This window comes from Pectobacterium zantedeschiae, assembly GCF_004137795.1.
In the GTDB taxonomy this organism is placed as follows: Bacteria; Pseudomonadota; Gammaproteobacteria; order Enterobacterales; family Enterobacteriaceae; genus Pectobacterium; species Pectobacterium zantedeschiae.
Genome location: NZ_NWTM01000001.1, coordinates 1,338,779 through 1,354,699, shown reverse-complemented (window position 1 = coordinate 1,354,699; position 15,921 = coordinate 1,338,779). Strand labels below are relative to the sequence as shown.

The following is a 15,921-nucleotide window of genomic DNA, read 5'->3' as shown; positions in this document are numbered from 1 at the left end:
GAAATCTGTGCGAGACATACCAGCAGAACTCATCATAGAGAGCGTTGATGCCGGAGTCGGCGCAATGCTTGACCTGTTTGAAGTAGACCTTCAGTCGTTTGGGGGAGATGTGATCCGGTTTCACAGTGGCTCAAATGGCTACTACGGAAACGTTATCTGGAAAGGTTCGATTTACTCGGCATACCCAATAGCCGTGGAAGGTTTTGAGGTGAAATCAGAGGGAACATACTCGCGTCCGACGATGAAGGTGGCGAATATCACCGGGCTGATTACTGGCATCAATAGCGATTTTGATGATGCTCTCGGTGCGGTGGTGACTCGGCGGCAAGTGCCTGTTAAATACCTCGATGTCGTTAATTTCCCCGGCGGTAACCCGGATGCAGATCCCACAATGGAAGCTGTTTCTCGATACGTCATTGAAGAGATGACAGAGGAGACATTCGAAACCGTTACGTACAGCCTGGCAACTCCGGTTGACTGCGATAATGCCATTATCCCGGCGAGAACAATCCTGGCTGATGTTTGCCAGTGGATTTATCGGGGGGAGGGTTGTGGATACTCAGGACCTCCAGTAGCTGATGAAAAAGATTTTCCCACGACTGACCCGACAAAGGACAAGTGCTCAAAACACACGTCAGGCTGCCGGAAGCGACACCCGAAGCCGTCAGCAATGCCATATGGCGGTTTTCCTGGCTCTGCGAAGGTTTCATGATGATAGAGGATGAATGCCTGGTTTATGCCGCCACTTCATCATCTGAAGCGTGTGGGTTGATCGTCGATAGCAGTACGCTGTTTCGCTGTCGCAACATTCACCCGAATCCGGTGCTGCACTTTCGAATAAGTGACGATGACTGGTTATCAGCAGAAGCGGCGGGGGAAATCACCGCCGTTTTTCATTCTCACCCAATACCAAAGTTAGTGCTGTCCAGCGCTGACCGTCAGGCGCAGTTGGCTACCGGGATTGAATGGTGGCTAGCCAGTGGTGGTGAACTGCGAAAATTCCGGCCAGTGCCGTATCTGCTGGGGCGCACATTCATCCATGGCTCTATGGACTGTTACACGCTGTTCCGCGACGCCTATCACTTGTGCGGTATCGACCTTCCGGACTTTGAGCGCACTAACGGCTGGTGGTTGCGTGGCGAGAATCTGTATTTGAAAAACATGGCCGATAATGGCTTCAAAGAAGTCAGCATGAGTAAAATTCAGCCCGGCGACGTCATGATCCGCCGCGCGTTTGCTGAAACTGATCCGTGCCATGCCATGATTTACCTCGGCGATAACACAATCCTACATCATGAATTACATGGCCGGCTAAGTCGCCGCGAATTCCTGCGACCCGCTTACCTGCGCCTTACTCACTCAATCTGGAGGCATGAAGAATGCTTATCTTTAGATTTGCGGGGAATCTCAGACGACATTTCCGCCAGATCGCTTTAAACGTAGAAACCCCGGCGCAAGGGCTTCGGCTGCTGCTTGCTCAGGTTCCCGCGTTCAAGCGCGACTTCTACAGATCCCGTATCCGCATGCGCATTGATGGCACTGATGTGTCGAAAGACACGCTTGGCTTCCACATGGACAGACACCTAAAAGACGGCTCAACGGTCCTATTTGTGCCGATTGTCGAAGGAGCTGCGCTATCAGCCGCAGCTGTAATGTGGGTGATGGTGGCGGTTACCGTCGCCTCGGTCGCTTATTCGCTCTACATGACATCGAATATGAAGACCAAAAGCTCAGCCGATGCTGCTCAATCCAACTCAATTACGAACAACTCATTCACCAGTGCAGAGAACCGCGTAGGGCAGGGTCGCCCTGTCCCATTACTGCTGGGTGAAATGGTGGTTGGTTCAAACGTTGGTTCACTCGGCATTGATACCAGCAACAACAAAGACTGGAACATCTCTATTAGCTAAGGCGGAAATATGAGTTCAGGCGGCGGTGGCGGAAGTACCCCAACACTAGTTAATGACAACCTCACATCAAAACAGTTTTACCGCGTTCTCGACATCGTTTCGGACGGGCCAATTTATGGACCTATAGATCAAGAACACCTCTCGTCATTCAGAGTCAATAAAACCCCAGTAACCAGTGCGTCCGGTATTGTAAATATCCCCGGCGTGAGCGTCGCATGGCGTCCCGGTTCTGCTGATCAGTCACCGATTAACGGATTTGATGCGATTGAAGCGACAGTTATCATCAATACAGATGTGACGCAGGCAACGCCACTTGTGCGCACCGTTACAGATAATGATGTTACCCGTGTGCGTTTAAACCTCGGTGTTAATGCTCTCGTACAGCAGGACACTAAGGGGAATCAGCAGAACACCGGTGTGACGATGGTTATCGAAACCCGCACAGGAAACAATGCATACCAGATAGCAAAAACAGTGACTATCACAGGGAAGATTTCAGGTGAGTACCTTGAGGCGCATGTTATTAATGCGCCGGAAATAAAGCCCTTCGATATCCGCGTTCGTCGCATAACTCCAGACAGCACCAGTGACCTGTTGAATAACGGGACTGTGTGGAATAGTTACACGGAAATCACTGATGACAACCTGTCATACCCATTCACAGCAGTATGTGGCGCAGTCATCGACCGTGACCAGTATACCGATACCCCTAATCGCACGTATTACTTGCGCGGAGTAATTGTTGACGTGCCTGATAACTACGACCCACAGACCCGAACCTATTCTGGCATTTGGACTGGCGGATTTAAATCAGCATGGACAAACAACCCCGCCTGGATTTTTCGCGCGCTGGTGAAAAATACACGATACGGATTGGCTCGCAGGGCTGGCTATATCGATGTTGATGATGGCAGCCTCTATGTGCTCTCGCAGTTCTGCGATCAGAAATTAGATGACGGGTACGGTGGTAAGGAGCCTCGATTCACTCTGAACGCCTATATCACCGAGCAGAAGAGTGCGCGCGAGTTGCTCGATGATATCGCAGGCATGTTCCGTGGTATCGCGCTGTGGGATGGAATGCGCTTCTCTATCATGATTGATCGCCCGCAAGACCCGGTCTCTGCTGTGACAAATGCCAATGTTATTGATGGCCTGTTTACATACAGCTCAATGAAGCGTTCAGAACGATTTAATGCCGTGGTTGTATCTTGGACTGACCCGAACAACGGCTGGGAACAAGTGAAAGAGTATTACTCCGATGACGCGATGATCGGTCGATATGAGTATAACGAAACCACGATTGAGGCATTTGGCTGTACATCACGGGGTCAGGCGCTTCGCACCGCCAAATGGTTGGTAGAGAGCGCCAAGCTTGAGGATAAAAAGGTCACATTTAAGATGGCACGGGATGCTATAGCATTTCTGCCTGGCGACATCATTGAAGTGATGGATAACAACCATGGCGCCACCCGTCTCGGCGGCCGGATAATCTCTCACGCTGGTGCTGTTATCACTGTTGATGCAGATGTGTCTGAGCTTGTTGGAACAGGTGACAAGATGTCGATCATGGGGGTCGACGGTAAGTTTGCGAAGCATGAGATTGTCACTGTATCCGGCGCAGTTATCACATTGAGATCAGCGCCTGCATGGGTGAAGGACGGCACAGTGTTCGTCATCTCAACTGGAGAGGTCAGTACTCGCCTGTGGCGTATCATGGCAGTGTCGGAAGATGACAACAGCTCACTCTATAGCATATCCGCGACACTGCACGACCCGAACAAGCAGGCTATCGTAGACGAGGGCGCTGTGTTCGAAACCCCGTCAGACACGCTGAATGGCTATCGGGTTCCTAATATTGAGGACCTGAAAATCATCAACACCAACAGTGGAACTGTGCAGGTCACGGCCACATGGGAGACTGCGACCACCACTAAAAAACTGATGTTTGAGTTATACGTTTATAACGAAAATGGGGCGGTTGTGGCTCAGTTCGAAACTGACCAGTTTCGTTATGAATTTTACGGGATCGATGCTGACAATTACACGCTAGGTGTTAGAGGCCGCAACGATAACGGCATGAAGGGGGCAGAGGCTCAGGTCAGCATGATCATCGGTGCTCCGCAGGCTCCATCATTTGTTCAGTGGGTACCCGGCGTTCTTCAGGCAACAATGATTCCGGTGATGCCTGTTAGCGCAACAACAGATACGACATTTGAATTCTGGTGGTCTGGCGAGCAAAAAATCACTGATGCATCAAAAATAGAAACTGAGGCTCAGTTTCTCGGACGAGGCTCACAGTGGGTCGCCTCTCAACTGAAATTTGGCGCCACATATCATGCATACATCAGGACACGATCGGCATTTGGTGTGTCTGGATTCATAACTGTCAGTGGTCAGCCAGATGATGATATTGAGGAGTTATCAAATCACATTGCAGAAAAAGTGATGGAAACAGATGCATGGAAATCGCTGACTGGCGACATTGAAAACAACACTCAGCAAATAGCTGACGGTATGCGTGACAGCATTGAACAGGCCAAAGCGATTATCCGCAATAGCCTAGCTAACGACTCAGAAACCCGCCGCTGGCGGGCACAGAACGGCGAGCGAGTTGCGGAAATCACTGAAACCCGTGCCATTGTCGCCAGTGAGGTTGAGGCTCGGACGATTGCTATGTTGGAAATGCAATCCCAGATCGGCACAACTAACAGTAATCTTAATGCGCTACAGCAGACAGTTACGACGCTTGAACAGACAACAGCGCAGGATATTACGAATCTGAACAGTAAAATGACAGATGCGGAATCCGGTATTTCTGCTAATTCATCTGCTGTGAGTGGGCTGCAAACGTCAGTGTCGAATATGGACGGAAAATTAACGGCACAGGCAACAGAAATCAATACGCTGACTGCAACTGTCAACGGCGTCTCAACTGAAATCAGCGACGTTAGCAGTATCGTAAATGGCATGGATGCGAAAATGTCAGCGTATCGATCAATTAAAGTTGCTGTCGATTCGAATGGCCATCAATACATTGCAGGTATTGGTCTTGATGTTTCAAATTCTCAGGATGGGATGCAGGCAAATATTATTATGCTAGCTGACCGATTTACGATGATGACTAATGCCGGAGGGGTGCCAACACCGATATTCACCAATCAGGGAACGCAAGTTATTTTGCGTAGTGCGGTGATTGGTGACGCAACAATCACTAGTGCAAAAATTGCCGACTCAGCTATAAATAACGCTAAAATTGGAAACGCTATATATTCATCTGGCTATAAAGAATCAGGCGGTATCGGCGGTTGGTTGATCAGCAAACCAGAAAACAATTTATCGTTCGTTGACTCAGGAAAGAGATTGCGCATACAAATCGGAGTAATTACGGGGGAGGCTCCTGATGTCTGAAATAATTGACATAATGGTGACGCCAGACATGCTCAACAACAAACAAGTTCTTATTAGTGGGTGCGTGTCGGTTAGGTATTTGCAAACCATCACTCTTCCAGTACCTACGAACCAACAAATATCTTACTTTGCATGGGATTATCAGATAACGAATAAAACACCAGGCTCGATTCTCCTGCCTGTCATTGTTACAGCCGGTAATTGGTGGTTTCTGAGTGGTAGCGGTACACTGAACGGATATAGAGTTAACAATGTAGCAAAGGTGGCGGTCAGCGGTGATATTGTGCGAGTTGAGGTTAACTCTCTGTCATGGACGAACACGCAAGAAATCCCTAATTCGGGCGTCATTGATGTTTATGAAATTCTCACTCCTGATACTCAAGAGCGTTCAGATTTTGGATTATTAATAACAGACGGTGTTGATTGGACGCAATTCAATAGCACGTCAGAAATCTGCGCCATGGTACACAAGGAGACAGTGGTAATAAATGGGGCAGGATGGATAGTCCCTGAATCTGTTGGGGATAGGCGACGATGCATAGTGTTTGGCGACTGGAGTTCCGCTGATTCTGCTATACAGTATGACGCATCAAATTACAAAATCAGCAGGGTTGGTGCTGATGTTGAAGTCGATATTTATGTGTTCTCAGTTGGTGCTACTCTTACCGTTCCAACAGTGGGTATTGCAGTATATAACGAGATGGGGGATATAACGTTTTCATCAGAGAACGTTCCTATAATTTACCCCAATACAGGGTTCACCCCAACACGGAACGCGCAACCCTTACCGTACGCAAAAAATCTCGTCCAGATCAGGGATTATGGGTACAAAGTGGATACAACGCTGCAAAATATGCAGATACGGACCACCGCACTCATGAAAATTGGTAACCAAGCACATCTTGTACGGGGCGACCTGCTGGTCAGCAGGGTCACTAGAGTTGGAGTGAGAGATATAGAGTTCGTATCCTCGCACCTGATGGTGTTGGACGGAAAGAATTACGGTAATTAAAGTCTCGCATTAGTTCCTAATAGCATAAAACCGCTTCGGCGGTTTTTTTTTACGTCTGGAGAAAATATGTCTTGGTATAAAACAGGCTCTGTTACTGCAACTAACGGTAGCAAAATCATTACGGGTAACGGAACTCAGTTCTCCAACCCATTAAATGGTGTCTCAACTGGCCGGATGTTATTATTACCCGGTGCTGGCACTGTTCAGATTTATGAAATTGAGTCCGTGCAATCTGACACCCAATTAACTCTGGTATCTGCATTTTCCGGTATAACTGGCGGCGATAAACTATACGCTGTACCCACATCACCAACCGTTTCTATTGAGCAATTCGCACATGAGTTCGCCTCAACGCTTGCCTATTACCAACAGCAATTACAGGGTTGGCAATCGATATTGACGGGTAGCGGAAACATTACGCTCACAACGCCGGATGGTCAGTCTGTAACTATTCGAAGCCAGTCTGAGTGGGATCGGTTGCTCAACACGAAAATGGGCGCTGGTCAATTTGGCTGGGGCGGAAAGGCTGTTGCAATACCTCCAAATACCAACTTATTTGATTATTTTACTGTCAATACGCCATCGGGCTTATATTGGGCTGACTCAACGGCAATTAACAAACCGCCAGGTTTTGCCGATACGGTGCTTTATTGGAGTCCTATTTTTCACCCTGAATTTTATGCCTCGCTGGTAGCCGTCAACTTTACAACAGGTGGGGCAAAAACGGCATCAATAAGCGTTCAGAGGGGCAATTGGGAAACTTCTTGGTCTGTTGATTGGAACAGTAGGAATCTAATTTCGCTCAATGGATTTGTTAAAAATGCGCTAGCCACAGACTACCCAACTGGTGGTGACTACGCCGCCGCTTTACAAAGCGAGCAAGCCGCAGGGTCTTGTACTGTTGGTGGAATATGGAAGGCGTATTTAAGCGTTAGACATAGAGGAGGTAAACCAGATACCGACTCAACACAATGGGGCTGGGGTTTAGTGGATGGCAATATGACACAAGGTAACTTCAATGAGTTTGTCTTGGAGAAGACCGTCAACGGAAACTTTTTGCCAGCTGTACACCTCAAACACACCGGCAATACGATGACCGATTCAAATGGATTTCTGAAAACAGCATCTCCGGTTGTTAAGCTGTTTTCTGATGGTTCGTCTGAATTGAATACGGAGTCTGAGGGGATTGTCACGGAACGCAGTGGTACTGGTCAATACCGTATCTCTGGTTGTCTTGGCCTGAATGCTGATCTTGCTTGGGGTGGGATGGATGGGGGTATTGCTGGGCCACGCTGCCGGAACGGTCTTGAGCGTCTTTGGATTGATTATGACGTTGAACAAGATGGTTCTATTATTATCCGCACGTATCACCGCACGCATCCCAGCGCGATGAATTTTGCACGTAACGAGATTGATAGTTACGTAGAAGGAGATCTGATTGATATCCCGACCGACACATTCCTGAGCGTCCGCGTGCAAATGCCAGATCGCGAAGAAACACCCTACGAGTCGATCATTAAACCTGCCTGATTACGCAAAAAATGACAGACGCCCGGCTATGATGTCGAGAGCGTCTTCAAGCGTCGGAACCGGATCGATATGAATCGCTGGCGCGTCAGTTTCGCCGACGCGTACAGCGACATAGTGACCCGAATCCTCGATAACCGCATAGGCTCCGATTGGGCAATCAGTCAGCATGTCGCTGTCATCAAGTACGCAGATTGTTGTTCCGTTATAGTTAATAGTTTCCATTGTTTACACCCGAAATTTTCCCATCCATGTTCTAAAAAGATAGCATGTGTTTGATTTCAAAGGATAGTAAAGGACGGTTTTTTCGATGTTTTTTTAGCCTAACCTATGGTTAAAATTGTTATTTTTCAATAGATTAATTGTTTTTTGACGAGTAAAGGAATCGTATTCAGTCTTTTTTTAACTATTTATCAATACGATAGTGGTTAAACGCCGTAATCAACAACTGTCTTCTCAATATCTGAAAAACTTTTCCTCTGTTTGATTAGCGCGGGTATTTGGGCTAAAAATCTGTGACTCGTTTGCAGGTTTTTCCATAAAATATCTAAGCAATAAAAATGTGCAAGCTGTTGTCTTGTCTCGATTTGATAATTTTTGAATTTTTCTAAATTTACAACTGATTCAAAAAATATTTGTATTAATTGTGGGGCGAAGTCTCTTTTTACAATATATCCAGATGCGGTTTGTGAATTCACTACTCTGTAGCAATCATTAATTGTTGTCGCTTCGATTGCAATGGCTGTGTTATGAGATAATAAAAATACATCCCATGAATTACTATTTTCTATAATAATATTAATGTTTGATAGGAAGTTTACTTTATCAACTATTTCAAAATCGTCCTCTAAAATTAGCGCGTAGGGTGCCGACGTTGTTGATAAATATTTCGCTAAAATGTTAGCATGACTAATACTTGCCCCCAAAGCACCAAAACGCTCAATGTACGTCGCTTTGAAAAATACATCGTCGTTTGTATTAATAGATGCTTTTTGTAGTTCATCAAGTGATTCTCTTCTCCTGTCATCTCGATGTTCTAGATTTATTATTCCTACAAATAATTCACCATCATTTGACATACTAAAACTCCACTCTCAATAATAACGTAGATCTTAACTTGTGAGTACACTAAGCAATCAGACAAACAGCGATAACTTTTGTGCGATGATGTCGAGCGTGTCTTCTAAGGTTGGAACTGGGCATCATGAGTCGCTGGCGTGTCAGTTTCGTCGATGCGTACCGCGGCATAACACCCGGAATCTTCGATCATCGCTGGGGTAACCAGTTCGCATGTCGCTGTCTCCCTGTACGCAGATTATCGTTCCGTTATAGTTGACCGTTTCCATTTTTACGCCCAAATTTTCCCGATGATGTCCGAAAAATATAGCATGCGTTTGATTTCAGAGGATAGCAAAGGGCGGTGTTTTTGATGGTTTTTTAGCCGAAGAATTGATTTAAATTTTTATATTTCAATTTTTTGGATTTTTATTGGGATTAAATGAATTGCATCCGGTGTTTTTTATCTATATTTTTCTCCACAGATGGCACACTCCACATCCCAGAGATACCTATATTGATAATTGATATCTATGTATATCGAAGTTTCAATGCAAGAGCTAACATCAATTTTTTAATTTTCACAAGAGAGCATGGTTCGTGACATTTTAAATCTAGAACAAGCTATGAACTTGCGCCAAAGCTATTGTGTTTAAGTGATTAATTAAAAGACTTGATGAAAGTATGGCTGATTAATTATTGTCATGCTTGCAGTTACGGGCTGCCAAAGAAGTACGTTGCTATTCAATAAAATAATCGAATAGCAAAACTTTACTTTTAACTCGTTTTTCTAGGTGTCTATATTTTAAGAAAAATAAATCAATTTTGGTTATGGCTAAAGAGAGATGACTTTTTCCCTTGTCAGCATGTGTTCATTTATCTACTGGAGTAAAATTGTTGATTCCCAGATTAATTGTTTACCATTCATCACCATGGTCACTTGGCTTGTCATCAGCTAACGTATTTTTACGACAAATTTTGACGCGTGAGGTTCAGGCAGACGGCTCTTGGATGTGATAGCTTGCAGCTCTTGTCAATCTACAATGCACGATAGTCTGATCGCTATCGAATGTACCGATAGAGATTTCCTCTTGAAGAGATGAATCGCGTCTATTTCTTCTCTATCCGGCTATTAAAAGGTTTTTAAGAATAAATGCTTGCTAAAGATTGTTATACATGCGTTAATAGCTCGTCGGTTTGATTCGCAGACCTAAAAAGCAGTTTAGTAAAGCAGTTCTCATTTCAAAGTGTTATCCATAGATATCCCTTCTTTTGAGCCTCCTTATTGTTGCTGATTAAATTCTGTGCACAGGCCCTATTTGCCGGAAGGCGCTATAAAATTAAGGTAATTTCTATGTCTAATAAAATGACTGGTTTAGTAAAATGGTTTGACGCTGGTAAAGGTTTTGGTTTCATTACTCCTGACAACGGTAGCAAAGATGTATTCGTACATTTCTCTGCTATCCAGAGCAACGATTTCAAAACTCTGGACGAAGGCCAAAAGGTTGAGTTCACCATTGAAAATGGTCAGAAAGGCCCATCAGCTGGCAACGTTGTTGCACTGTAATCAAGTTGCGCTGTAATAAAGCCAAATTGAATTAATGTTTCTCTTGCGATAGCGATGATGGTGTAAACCGGAGCAGTTAAGAGAACACACAAAACCCCTAGCGTAAAGCTGGGGGTTTTTGTTTATGCATCATACGGATTTTCTATACTCGGATGTCACCAGAATCACTGGATTATCATCTCAATTATTCATGATTTCTTAACGCCATGATGCGCTAGTGCCTATGAGCTAGTTAATATCGCTTGGATCTAAGTGGAGGAAAGCGGGAATCGTTTTCGCAAGGAATCCCATCATGGTCGCCATCCATTTTGGTATTAGGGCAGTTTTGAATGAAAAAATATGCCTCTTCTCTAGAGCTCATCTGAGAGCAATATTGCCTACCGTCACAAACAAAACTATTTTCTTCTTCTTCTTCTTCTTCTTCTTCTTCTTGTCGATCTTCTGTCTTTATTTTTTCCGCTCTCCGACTATCACCATCGTTACGGTATTGATGAGGCGATGCTGCCTGAACAGTAGAAAAGAATACTGTAGATAAGAGAATAAAAGAGAGTTTTCGTTTCATTGATATATCCATGAAGGAATTGTATAAGAGAAGCCTATCATTCTTGATAGGGGGATGATTATTAATAATTCTTCATTATCAGTGGAGAGATCGTGATGACGACCATATTGATGCTGTTTGAACATCAAGATTTTTTATTCGATGTTACTCATCACATGGTAATTTTTTTACTGATTTATCCCTTGCTCTAAAGGTTATCGACTAAATTAATAGAACACGAAGTAACGGGAGGAAGCGATGACTGATAAAAATACGGGCACCCAACATAAGGGTGAAGATGACCATCCAGCAAAAGATGCACCGAAGGATCAGGGTGAAATACCGCGCAAACGTGATGATAGCAAGGATGATGTCGAAGATCCGTTTGGTGCCAATAAGGCGTAATATATTGGCGACAGGTCCCTGTCGCCAATGTTTTGTGAAAAAATTAATGTGTTTTGGCTACCGTAGTAACCGATGAACTGGGGGTGAAATAATCATTATCTTCCACAATTGGAATATAAATTCTGACCCACTCACTGCCTTCAACCATCTCCCAGCTATGTCCCTCACCCTGCGTATCATCGGCGATCAAGACCGTTCCCGGTGAAAGTAGGAAGGTGGAACCATCACTCACTCGGAATTTTAGCGTACCCTTCAGCGTGATGACATATTGCTTGCGCGGTGCGGGGTGAACGTTCATCTCCCACGCTTCAGTGGAGTTACTGAGCCAGAACTTCTGTGCCGTGATTTTTTCCAGAGCGGGAACACTGCCTGTGACGAAGGACGAGTGGTTGTCTGGCGTATTGATCAGCTTGATAGCCGGTATGCGGGTTTCCTCAGCGTGAGGTGAGGAAGGCGTCGCTGAATAGACAGTAACGGAAACCAATAATCCAGCGAGCGCCAGAAGAAAACGCGATGTCTTTTTCATTTAAATAAAATCCATATTATTTATGCCTGATAAACAGGCAACCCTATATATGTCAGCCGTCTCTGTGTACGTCTTACAACGTCGGGATGGTACTGCTGAGGGGGATCCTTCACCAGATGGTTAAAGCAATCGCACTGATTGGTATTGCACTTAATTTGTCTATATTTCCATCACAATAGGATGAGGGACAGAAACGTCAGGCGGAACAAAGGCGGGAACATTGTCGAAGGTAATACGACAGAGGAGCCCTGGGGCTCCCTGACGTCTGACGCGATTTATTTGTACAGGATCGCGGTGCCGTGTAATTGATTATTACCGGTAGCGGAAACGATACGATATGACGATGCGCCCGCTTTTTTAGCTTTCTGAGCGACCTGAGCTTCGAAAGCATCTAGCGTTTTTGCACCACTCACGGAGACCGTTGCGATTTCCTGCGCAGCAAAAGCGCCGAAAGACAAAGTAGAAAGAGCAATAACTGCGATAAAATTTTTGATGGTTTTCATGATTTATTCCTTCACGTTTTATTGTGTCAATTAGGCGGTTTGCCTCGATGTGAAAAATGATAGCGCTGCGGCCTTGTAATGAATATCAGATAGATTTGTTATTCTTTTTCAAAAATACTGTTCTTTATTGACTATGCCATTCAGACCTGTTCCGCAGTAGGATGAATCATTGTGAATAATGATTCAGTGGATGAAGGAAAAAGATATGCAGATTTCAGTCAGTCGTTTGGCGACGGCGATGCAAGCCGTATTGCAAAAAGCAGGATGTGAAGAAAGTGAAGCCCGCATCGTCACTGAACATCTCGTGACCGCTAACCTGAAAGGGCATGACAGTCACGGCGTGGGGATGTTGCCGCATTATGTGGAATTTATCGGGAAAGGCATTATGCACCCGAATACTCCGGCGCGTTTACTGCGCGATAGCGGAGCAGTACTGCAATTTACGGGCGATCGTGGTTTTGGTCAGCGCACGGGAAAAGAAGCGATGCAGACGGCCATTGAACGCGTGAAAACGACGGGAGTATGTTTAATGACGCTGTCGTCTACCTGCCATTTGGGGCGCATTGGCACTTATGGGGAAATGGCCGCGGATGCCGGGCTCGTTTCGATACACTTTGTGAACGTTAACGATCTCGATCCGATAGTCGCTCCCTGGTGCGGTAGTGAGGCACGCTTCGGGACTAATCCCATCTGCATTGCGTTCCCGCCGACGGATCGTAATGCAGCCTTTGTTCTGGATTTTGCTACCAGCGTCGTGGCGTTGGGGAAAACTCGCGTTGCGTATTTGGCTGGCAAAACGTTTGATGAAGACGTGATGTTGGATTGCAATGGCGTTTCCACTAATGATCCTAAAGTGATGTGGGAAGGAGAGAAACACGGCGCGTTAAAACCGATAGCTAAGCATAAAGGCGGCGGGTTGATTTTAGCCGCTGAAATGCTGGCAGGATTACTCTCTGGTGGCGGAACTATCCAGCCTGAGAACACGCGTCAGGGCGCGATAGTGAATAATATGACAACGATTATCATCGATCCCGCCAGCATGGTTTCCATGACATGGCTGCAAAAAGAATATGATGCGATGCTGGACTATGTTCGTTCTTCAACGGCTCCCGATCCGGCACAGCCTATTTTAATCGCTGGTGAACCAGAGCGTCTTTCTCAGATAGAACGTAACGCCAGCGGTATTTCTCTGTCCGATCAGGAGTGGCAAAAAATCGTGGAGGCGGGGGTATCACTGGGAATGAATCCGACCGAGTTTGCGTTAATAGCATAATATTACTCAGGAGAAGACAATAACCGGGGGACGATGCTGATGCGGGGATGGTTGATATTTGTGGTGATAATGGGGGCATTAGTTGCTTTGGCTCCCTGGATCCAACGTCAACTCCCCCCCGGTTACGATCCTTTCTCTCCTTTGTCCGTCGATGACCCGCCTACGTTTATTACCCGACTGAAAATGAAGTCTGTCGCCAACGATCCTGAAGCCTGTCTGGCGGTGTTAAAGCAGGCGCAGGAAAATGGTCGGCTACGATTCGCCGAGGCTAATGACATCAGCGGGCAGTGCCCAGTGGCGTTACCTATTCGAGTACAAGGTTTTGGTTCGGTCACGCTGAGTTCCAGTTTCCTTGCTAGTTGCCCGTTGGCGCTGAGTAGCACCATGTTTGTGGCGCAGGTTGCGGCGCCGCAGGCACAATCGCTCGGTTCGTCGCTGGCGCGTATCGATCATATGGGCAGCTACGCCTGTCGCAATGTCTATCATCGGCCAGAAGGGCGTTTGAGTGAGCATGCAACGGCAGATGCGTGGGACATCGCCGCTTTTCGCCTGTCTGACGGGCGGCAGATTAGCGTTTTGAATCAGTGGTCGGAAATGGACGATCGTGGCAGTTATTTACGTACCACGTTCAGTGAAAGCTGTCGCTTTTTCGGTAATTCGCTAGGGCCGGAATATAACGCTGCCCATGCCAATCATTTTCACTTTGGCATGCGAGGTTTTGGCGTATGTCGATGAAAAGATGGCGCTAAGATGAAGCAGAGGGGCTCTGCTGCTCAGAAAAGAGCGTCTTGCCATACATTGAACAGCTTGTGCGTTGGTGATAATCGACGTAATTTGAGCCATGTTCTTGAGTAGGGGTCCAGACGGTGTTCATACCTGTGGCACTGATTTGTCTGGTCCCCTAATCACTGACTTAGGTTGGTTACAGGGGATGATGAGTCTCACAAGCGAGGCCCATCCTTCGGTCTTATTACCCAACGTCAGGTTTTACTACCGGTATCGACATTTCCCTTGAACCCACCAGTATTAGACCAATTCGTTTTATGTTGCTCTTTTCCTCCAACCAGCTCACCTTGCAGTTGTTCAGAGAATTTTTCTTTAATTGTCACATTATTACTTGCCAGAATAGGTTTCTCTTTCATATTCCAGGTGTTTTGTTGATAGGCATCACTTTTTATATAGGGATCATCAGCCGATACGGCATGAATGGCTGTTGCTTCTCCAGACACATTGTTGGCGTAACGCATTGACATCATATCCCACAGAATATGGGGAACGGAGTCTTGGGGGGTTGGAATAAGCGCTTTTGCTCCGGTTTTGGCTAATCCCGTTTCAGCTAGCATGTCAACGCCACTGCTATTAATCCCTTTTTCGATCAGTTCTTTTCTGGGAGCATAATTTTCAGGGCTTGATTCCGTTCCTGATGTATATTTGAACCTTTCCTTAAGATAAGAAAAACTGTCTGCCTCGCCACTATAATTGTGCAATGCATGGCCACCTTGAGTCATTTCTAAAGTGGTGCCAGAATTTTTTTCCGCCATAGATTGTGCTGTGAGCATTGCAGAATGTATAACCTCCCCATTTTTTATTGTACTTCCACTCCAGAAGTAAGCTCCATTATGAGGGGAATTCATGTCTGCTTTTGCAGTAAATTCACCTATCTTTTCTAATTCTTTATTGCGGTTAAGGACAATGCTAATCGCGTCTTTAAGCAGCATTTTTTCTGAGTTATCTGGGGGGCCTTTCTGCTTATTTCTTAGCGTAGACTGCGCTTCATCTGCTTTGTTACCATAATGTTTTGCGATAGTAAGGTCATTATCTTTTTTATGTTCATTATTGGTACTAAATATCTCCTTATTTAGGCCTTTTGATAATGAGGATAATGCCTTGCCCCTGATTTCCTCGGGCGTTGCTTCTTTGATATTTGGATTGCGATTTTTTACAGTATCGCTTTCTTTGTTTTGTTCATTACTTTCAGCTTTTGGTTTTTCTTCGCTTTTCTTCTCTTGCGTAGAGGCAGGTGCTGTCTCTGCCCGATTGTAATTTGTATGTGATATTGACGTATTTAATGATACAGGCATAAATTTTCCCCTTTAAATATGAGTTTCAATGGTAAAAAAGAGTAAAGGTAATGGTGAGTCTTCATCATTTTCCATATTGCTACGGGTATCAATCACCGAATAGAAATGCTTC

At 45.6% G+C, this 15,921-nt stretch carries 16 protein-coding genes; 10 read left to right on the top strand and 6 right to left on the bottom strand.

The annotated features are described in order from the left end of the window. The first annotated feature begins 7 nt into the window (after positions 1-7). The 6 genes from CLR69_RS06120 to CLR69_RS06095 all read left to right on the top strand — a co-directional run bounded on the left by CLR69_RS06120 (position 8) and on the right by CLR69_RS06095 (position 7,860). Positions 8-712 carry a phage minor tail protein L gene (locus CLR69_RS06120; protein WP_129711350.1) on the top strand — a complete coding sequence of 235 codons (705 nt, stop codon included), beginning with the start codon at positions 8-10 and terminating at the stop codon, positions 710-712. Next, positions 709-1,437 carry a C40 family peptidase gene (locus tag CLR69_RS06115; RefSeq protein ID WP_165345946.1) on the top strand — a complete coding sequence of 243 codons (729 nt, stop codon included), beginning with the start codon at positions 709-711 and terminating at the stop codon, positions 1,435-1,437. The genes CLR69_RS06120 and CLR69_RS06115 overlap by 4 nt, the downstream gene beginning before the upstream one ends. After that, on the top strand, positions 1,380-1,910 hold the full coding sequence (locus CLR69_RS06110) for a tail assembly protein (RefSeq protein ID WP_129711348.1): 531 nt from the start codon (positions 1,380-1,382) through the stop codon (positions 1,908-1,910). Before CLR69_RS06115 ends, CLR69_RS06110 begins: the two co-directional genes overlap by 58 nt. 9 nt (positions 1,911-1,919) lie before the next feature. After that, a complete protein-coding gene (locus CLR69_RS06105; protein WP_129711347.1) occupies positions 1,920-5,318 on the top strand; it encodes a TipJ family phage tail tip protein in 3,399 nt (1,132 codons plus the stop codon). After that, positions 5,311-6,330, top strand: coding sequence for a DUF6453 family protein (locus CLR69_RS06100; protein WP_129711346.1), 1,020 nt, complete (start codon positions 5,311-5,313; stop codon positions 6,328-6,330). The genes CLR69_RS06105 and CLR69_RS06100 overlap by 8 nt, the downstream gene beginning before the upstream one ends. Positions 6,331-6,396: 66 nt before the next feature. Further along, entirely contained in the window at positions 6,397-7,860 is a 1,464-nt protein-coding gene (locus CLR69_RS06095; protein WP_129711345.1) for a phage tail fiber protein, read from the top strand. Here the strand turns inward: CLR69_RS06095 and CLR69_RS06090 are convergent, their stop codons facing one another. Both CLR69_RS06090 and CLR69_RS06085 read right to left on the bottom strand, forming a co-directional pair. Further along, the gene (locus tag CLR69_RS06090; protein WP_129711344.1) at positions 7,861-8,082 is read right to left on the bottom strand and encodes a hypothetical protein; all 222 of its coding nucleotides are present in this window, start codon (positions 8,080-8,082) and stop codon (positions 7,861-7,863) included. Between the two features lie 203 nt (positions 8,083-8,285). Continuing rightward, the gene (locus CLR69_RS06085) at positions 8,286-8,936 is read right to left on the bottom strand and encodes a glycosyltransferase family 25 protein (RefSeq protein WP_129711343.1); all 651 of its coding nucleotides are present in this window, start codon (positions 8,934-8,936) and stop codon (positions 8,286-8,288) included. 1,331 nt (positions 8,937-10,267) lie between these two features. On the opposite strand from CLR69_RS06085, the gene cspE reads away from it, so the two are divergent. Continuing rightward, complete coding sequence (gene cspE, locus CLR69_RS06075; protein ID WP_005967874.1) at positions 10,268-10,480, top strand: transcription antiterminator/RNA stability regulator CspE; 213 nt, start codon at positions 10,268-10,270, stop codon at positions 10,478-10,480. 232 nt (positions 10,481-10,712) lie between these two features. Here the strand turns inward: cspE and CLR69_RS06070 are convergent, their stop codons facing one another. After that, complete coding sequence (locus CLR69_RS06070; RefSeq protein ID WP_129711342.1) at positions 10,713-11,042, bottom strand: excalibur calcium-binding domain-containing protein; 330 nt, start codon at positions 11,040-11,042, stop codon at positions 10,713-10,715. 237 nt (positions 11,043-11,279) lie between these two features. On the opposite strand from CLR69_RS06070, the gene CLR69_RS22845 reads away from it, so the two are divergent. Next, positions 11,280-11,426, top strand: a complete 147-nt coding sequence (locus CLR69_RS22845) for a hypothetical protein (RefSeq protein ID WP_165345945.1) — start codon at positions 11,280-11,282, stop codon at positions 11,424-11,426. 43 nt (positions 11,427-11,469) lie between these two features. Here CLR69_RS22845 and CLR69_RS06065 read toward each other — a convergent pair whose 3' ends face one another. Continuing rightward, positions 11,470-11,952: a cupin domain-containing protein gene (locus CLR69_RS06065; protein ID WP_131534985.1), complete on the bottom strand. Its 483-nt coding sequence runs from the start codon at positions 11,950-11,952 to the stop codon at positions 11,470-11,472. A 275-nt stretch (positions 11,953-12,227) separates the two neighbouring features. Further along, positions 12,228-12,455 carry a YdgH/BhsA/McbA-like domain containing protein gene (locus CLR69_RS06060; protein WP_129704650.1) on the bottom strand — a complete coding sequence of 76 codons (228 nt, stop codon included), beginning with the start codon at positions 12,453-12,455 and terminating at the stop codon, positions 12,228-12,230. A 205-nt stretch (positions 12,456-12,660) separates the two neighbouring features. Here CLR69_RS06060 and CLR69_RS06055 point away from each other — a divergent pair, with 205 nt between their 5' ends. After that, positions 12,661-13,728, top strand: a complete 1,068-nt coding sequence (locus CLR69_RS06055) for a malate/lactate/ureidoglycolate dehydrogenase (protein ID WP_129711340.1) — start codon at positions 12,661-12,663, stop codon at positions 13,726-13,728. Between the two features lie 39 nt (positions 13,729-13,767). Further along, positions 13,768-14,463, top strand: a complete 696-nt coding sequence (locus CLR69_RS06050; protein WP_129704962.1) for an extensin-like domain-containing protein — start codon at positions 13,768-13,770, stop codon at positions 14,461-14,463. A 245-nt stretch (positions 14,464-14,708) separates the two neighbouring features. Here the strand turns inward: CLR69_RS06050 and CLR69_RS06045 are convergent, their stop codons facing one another. Continuing rightward, positions 14,709-15,809, bottom strand: a complete 1,101-nt coding sequence (locus CLR69_RS06045) for a hypothetical protein (protein ID WP_129704654.1) — start codon at positions 15,807-15,809, stop codon at positions 14,709-14,711. Between the last annotated feature and the right edge of the window lie 112 nt (positions 15,810-15,921).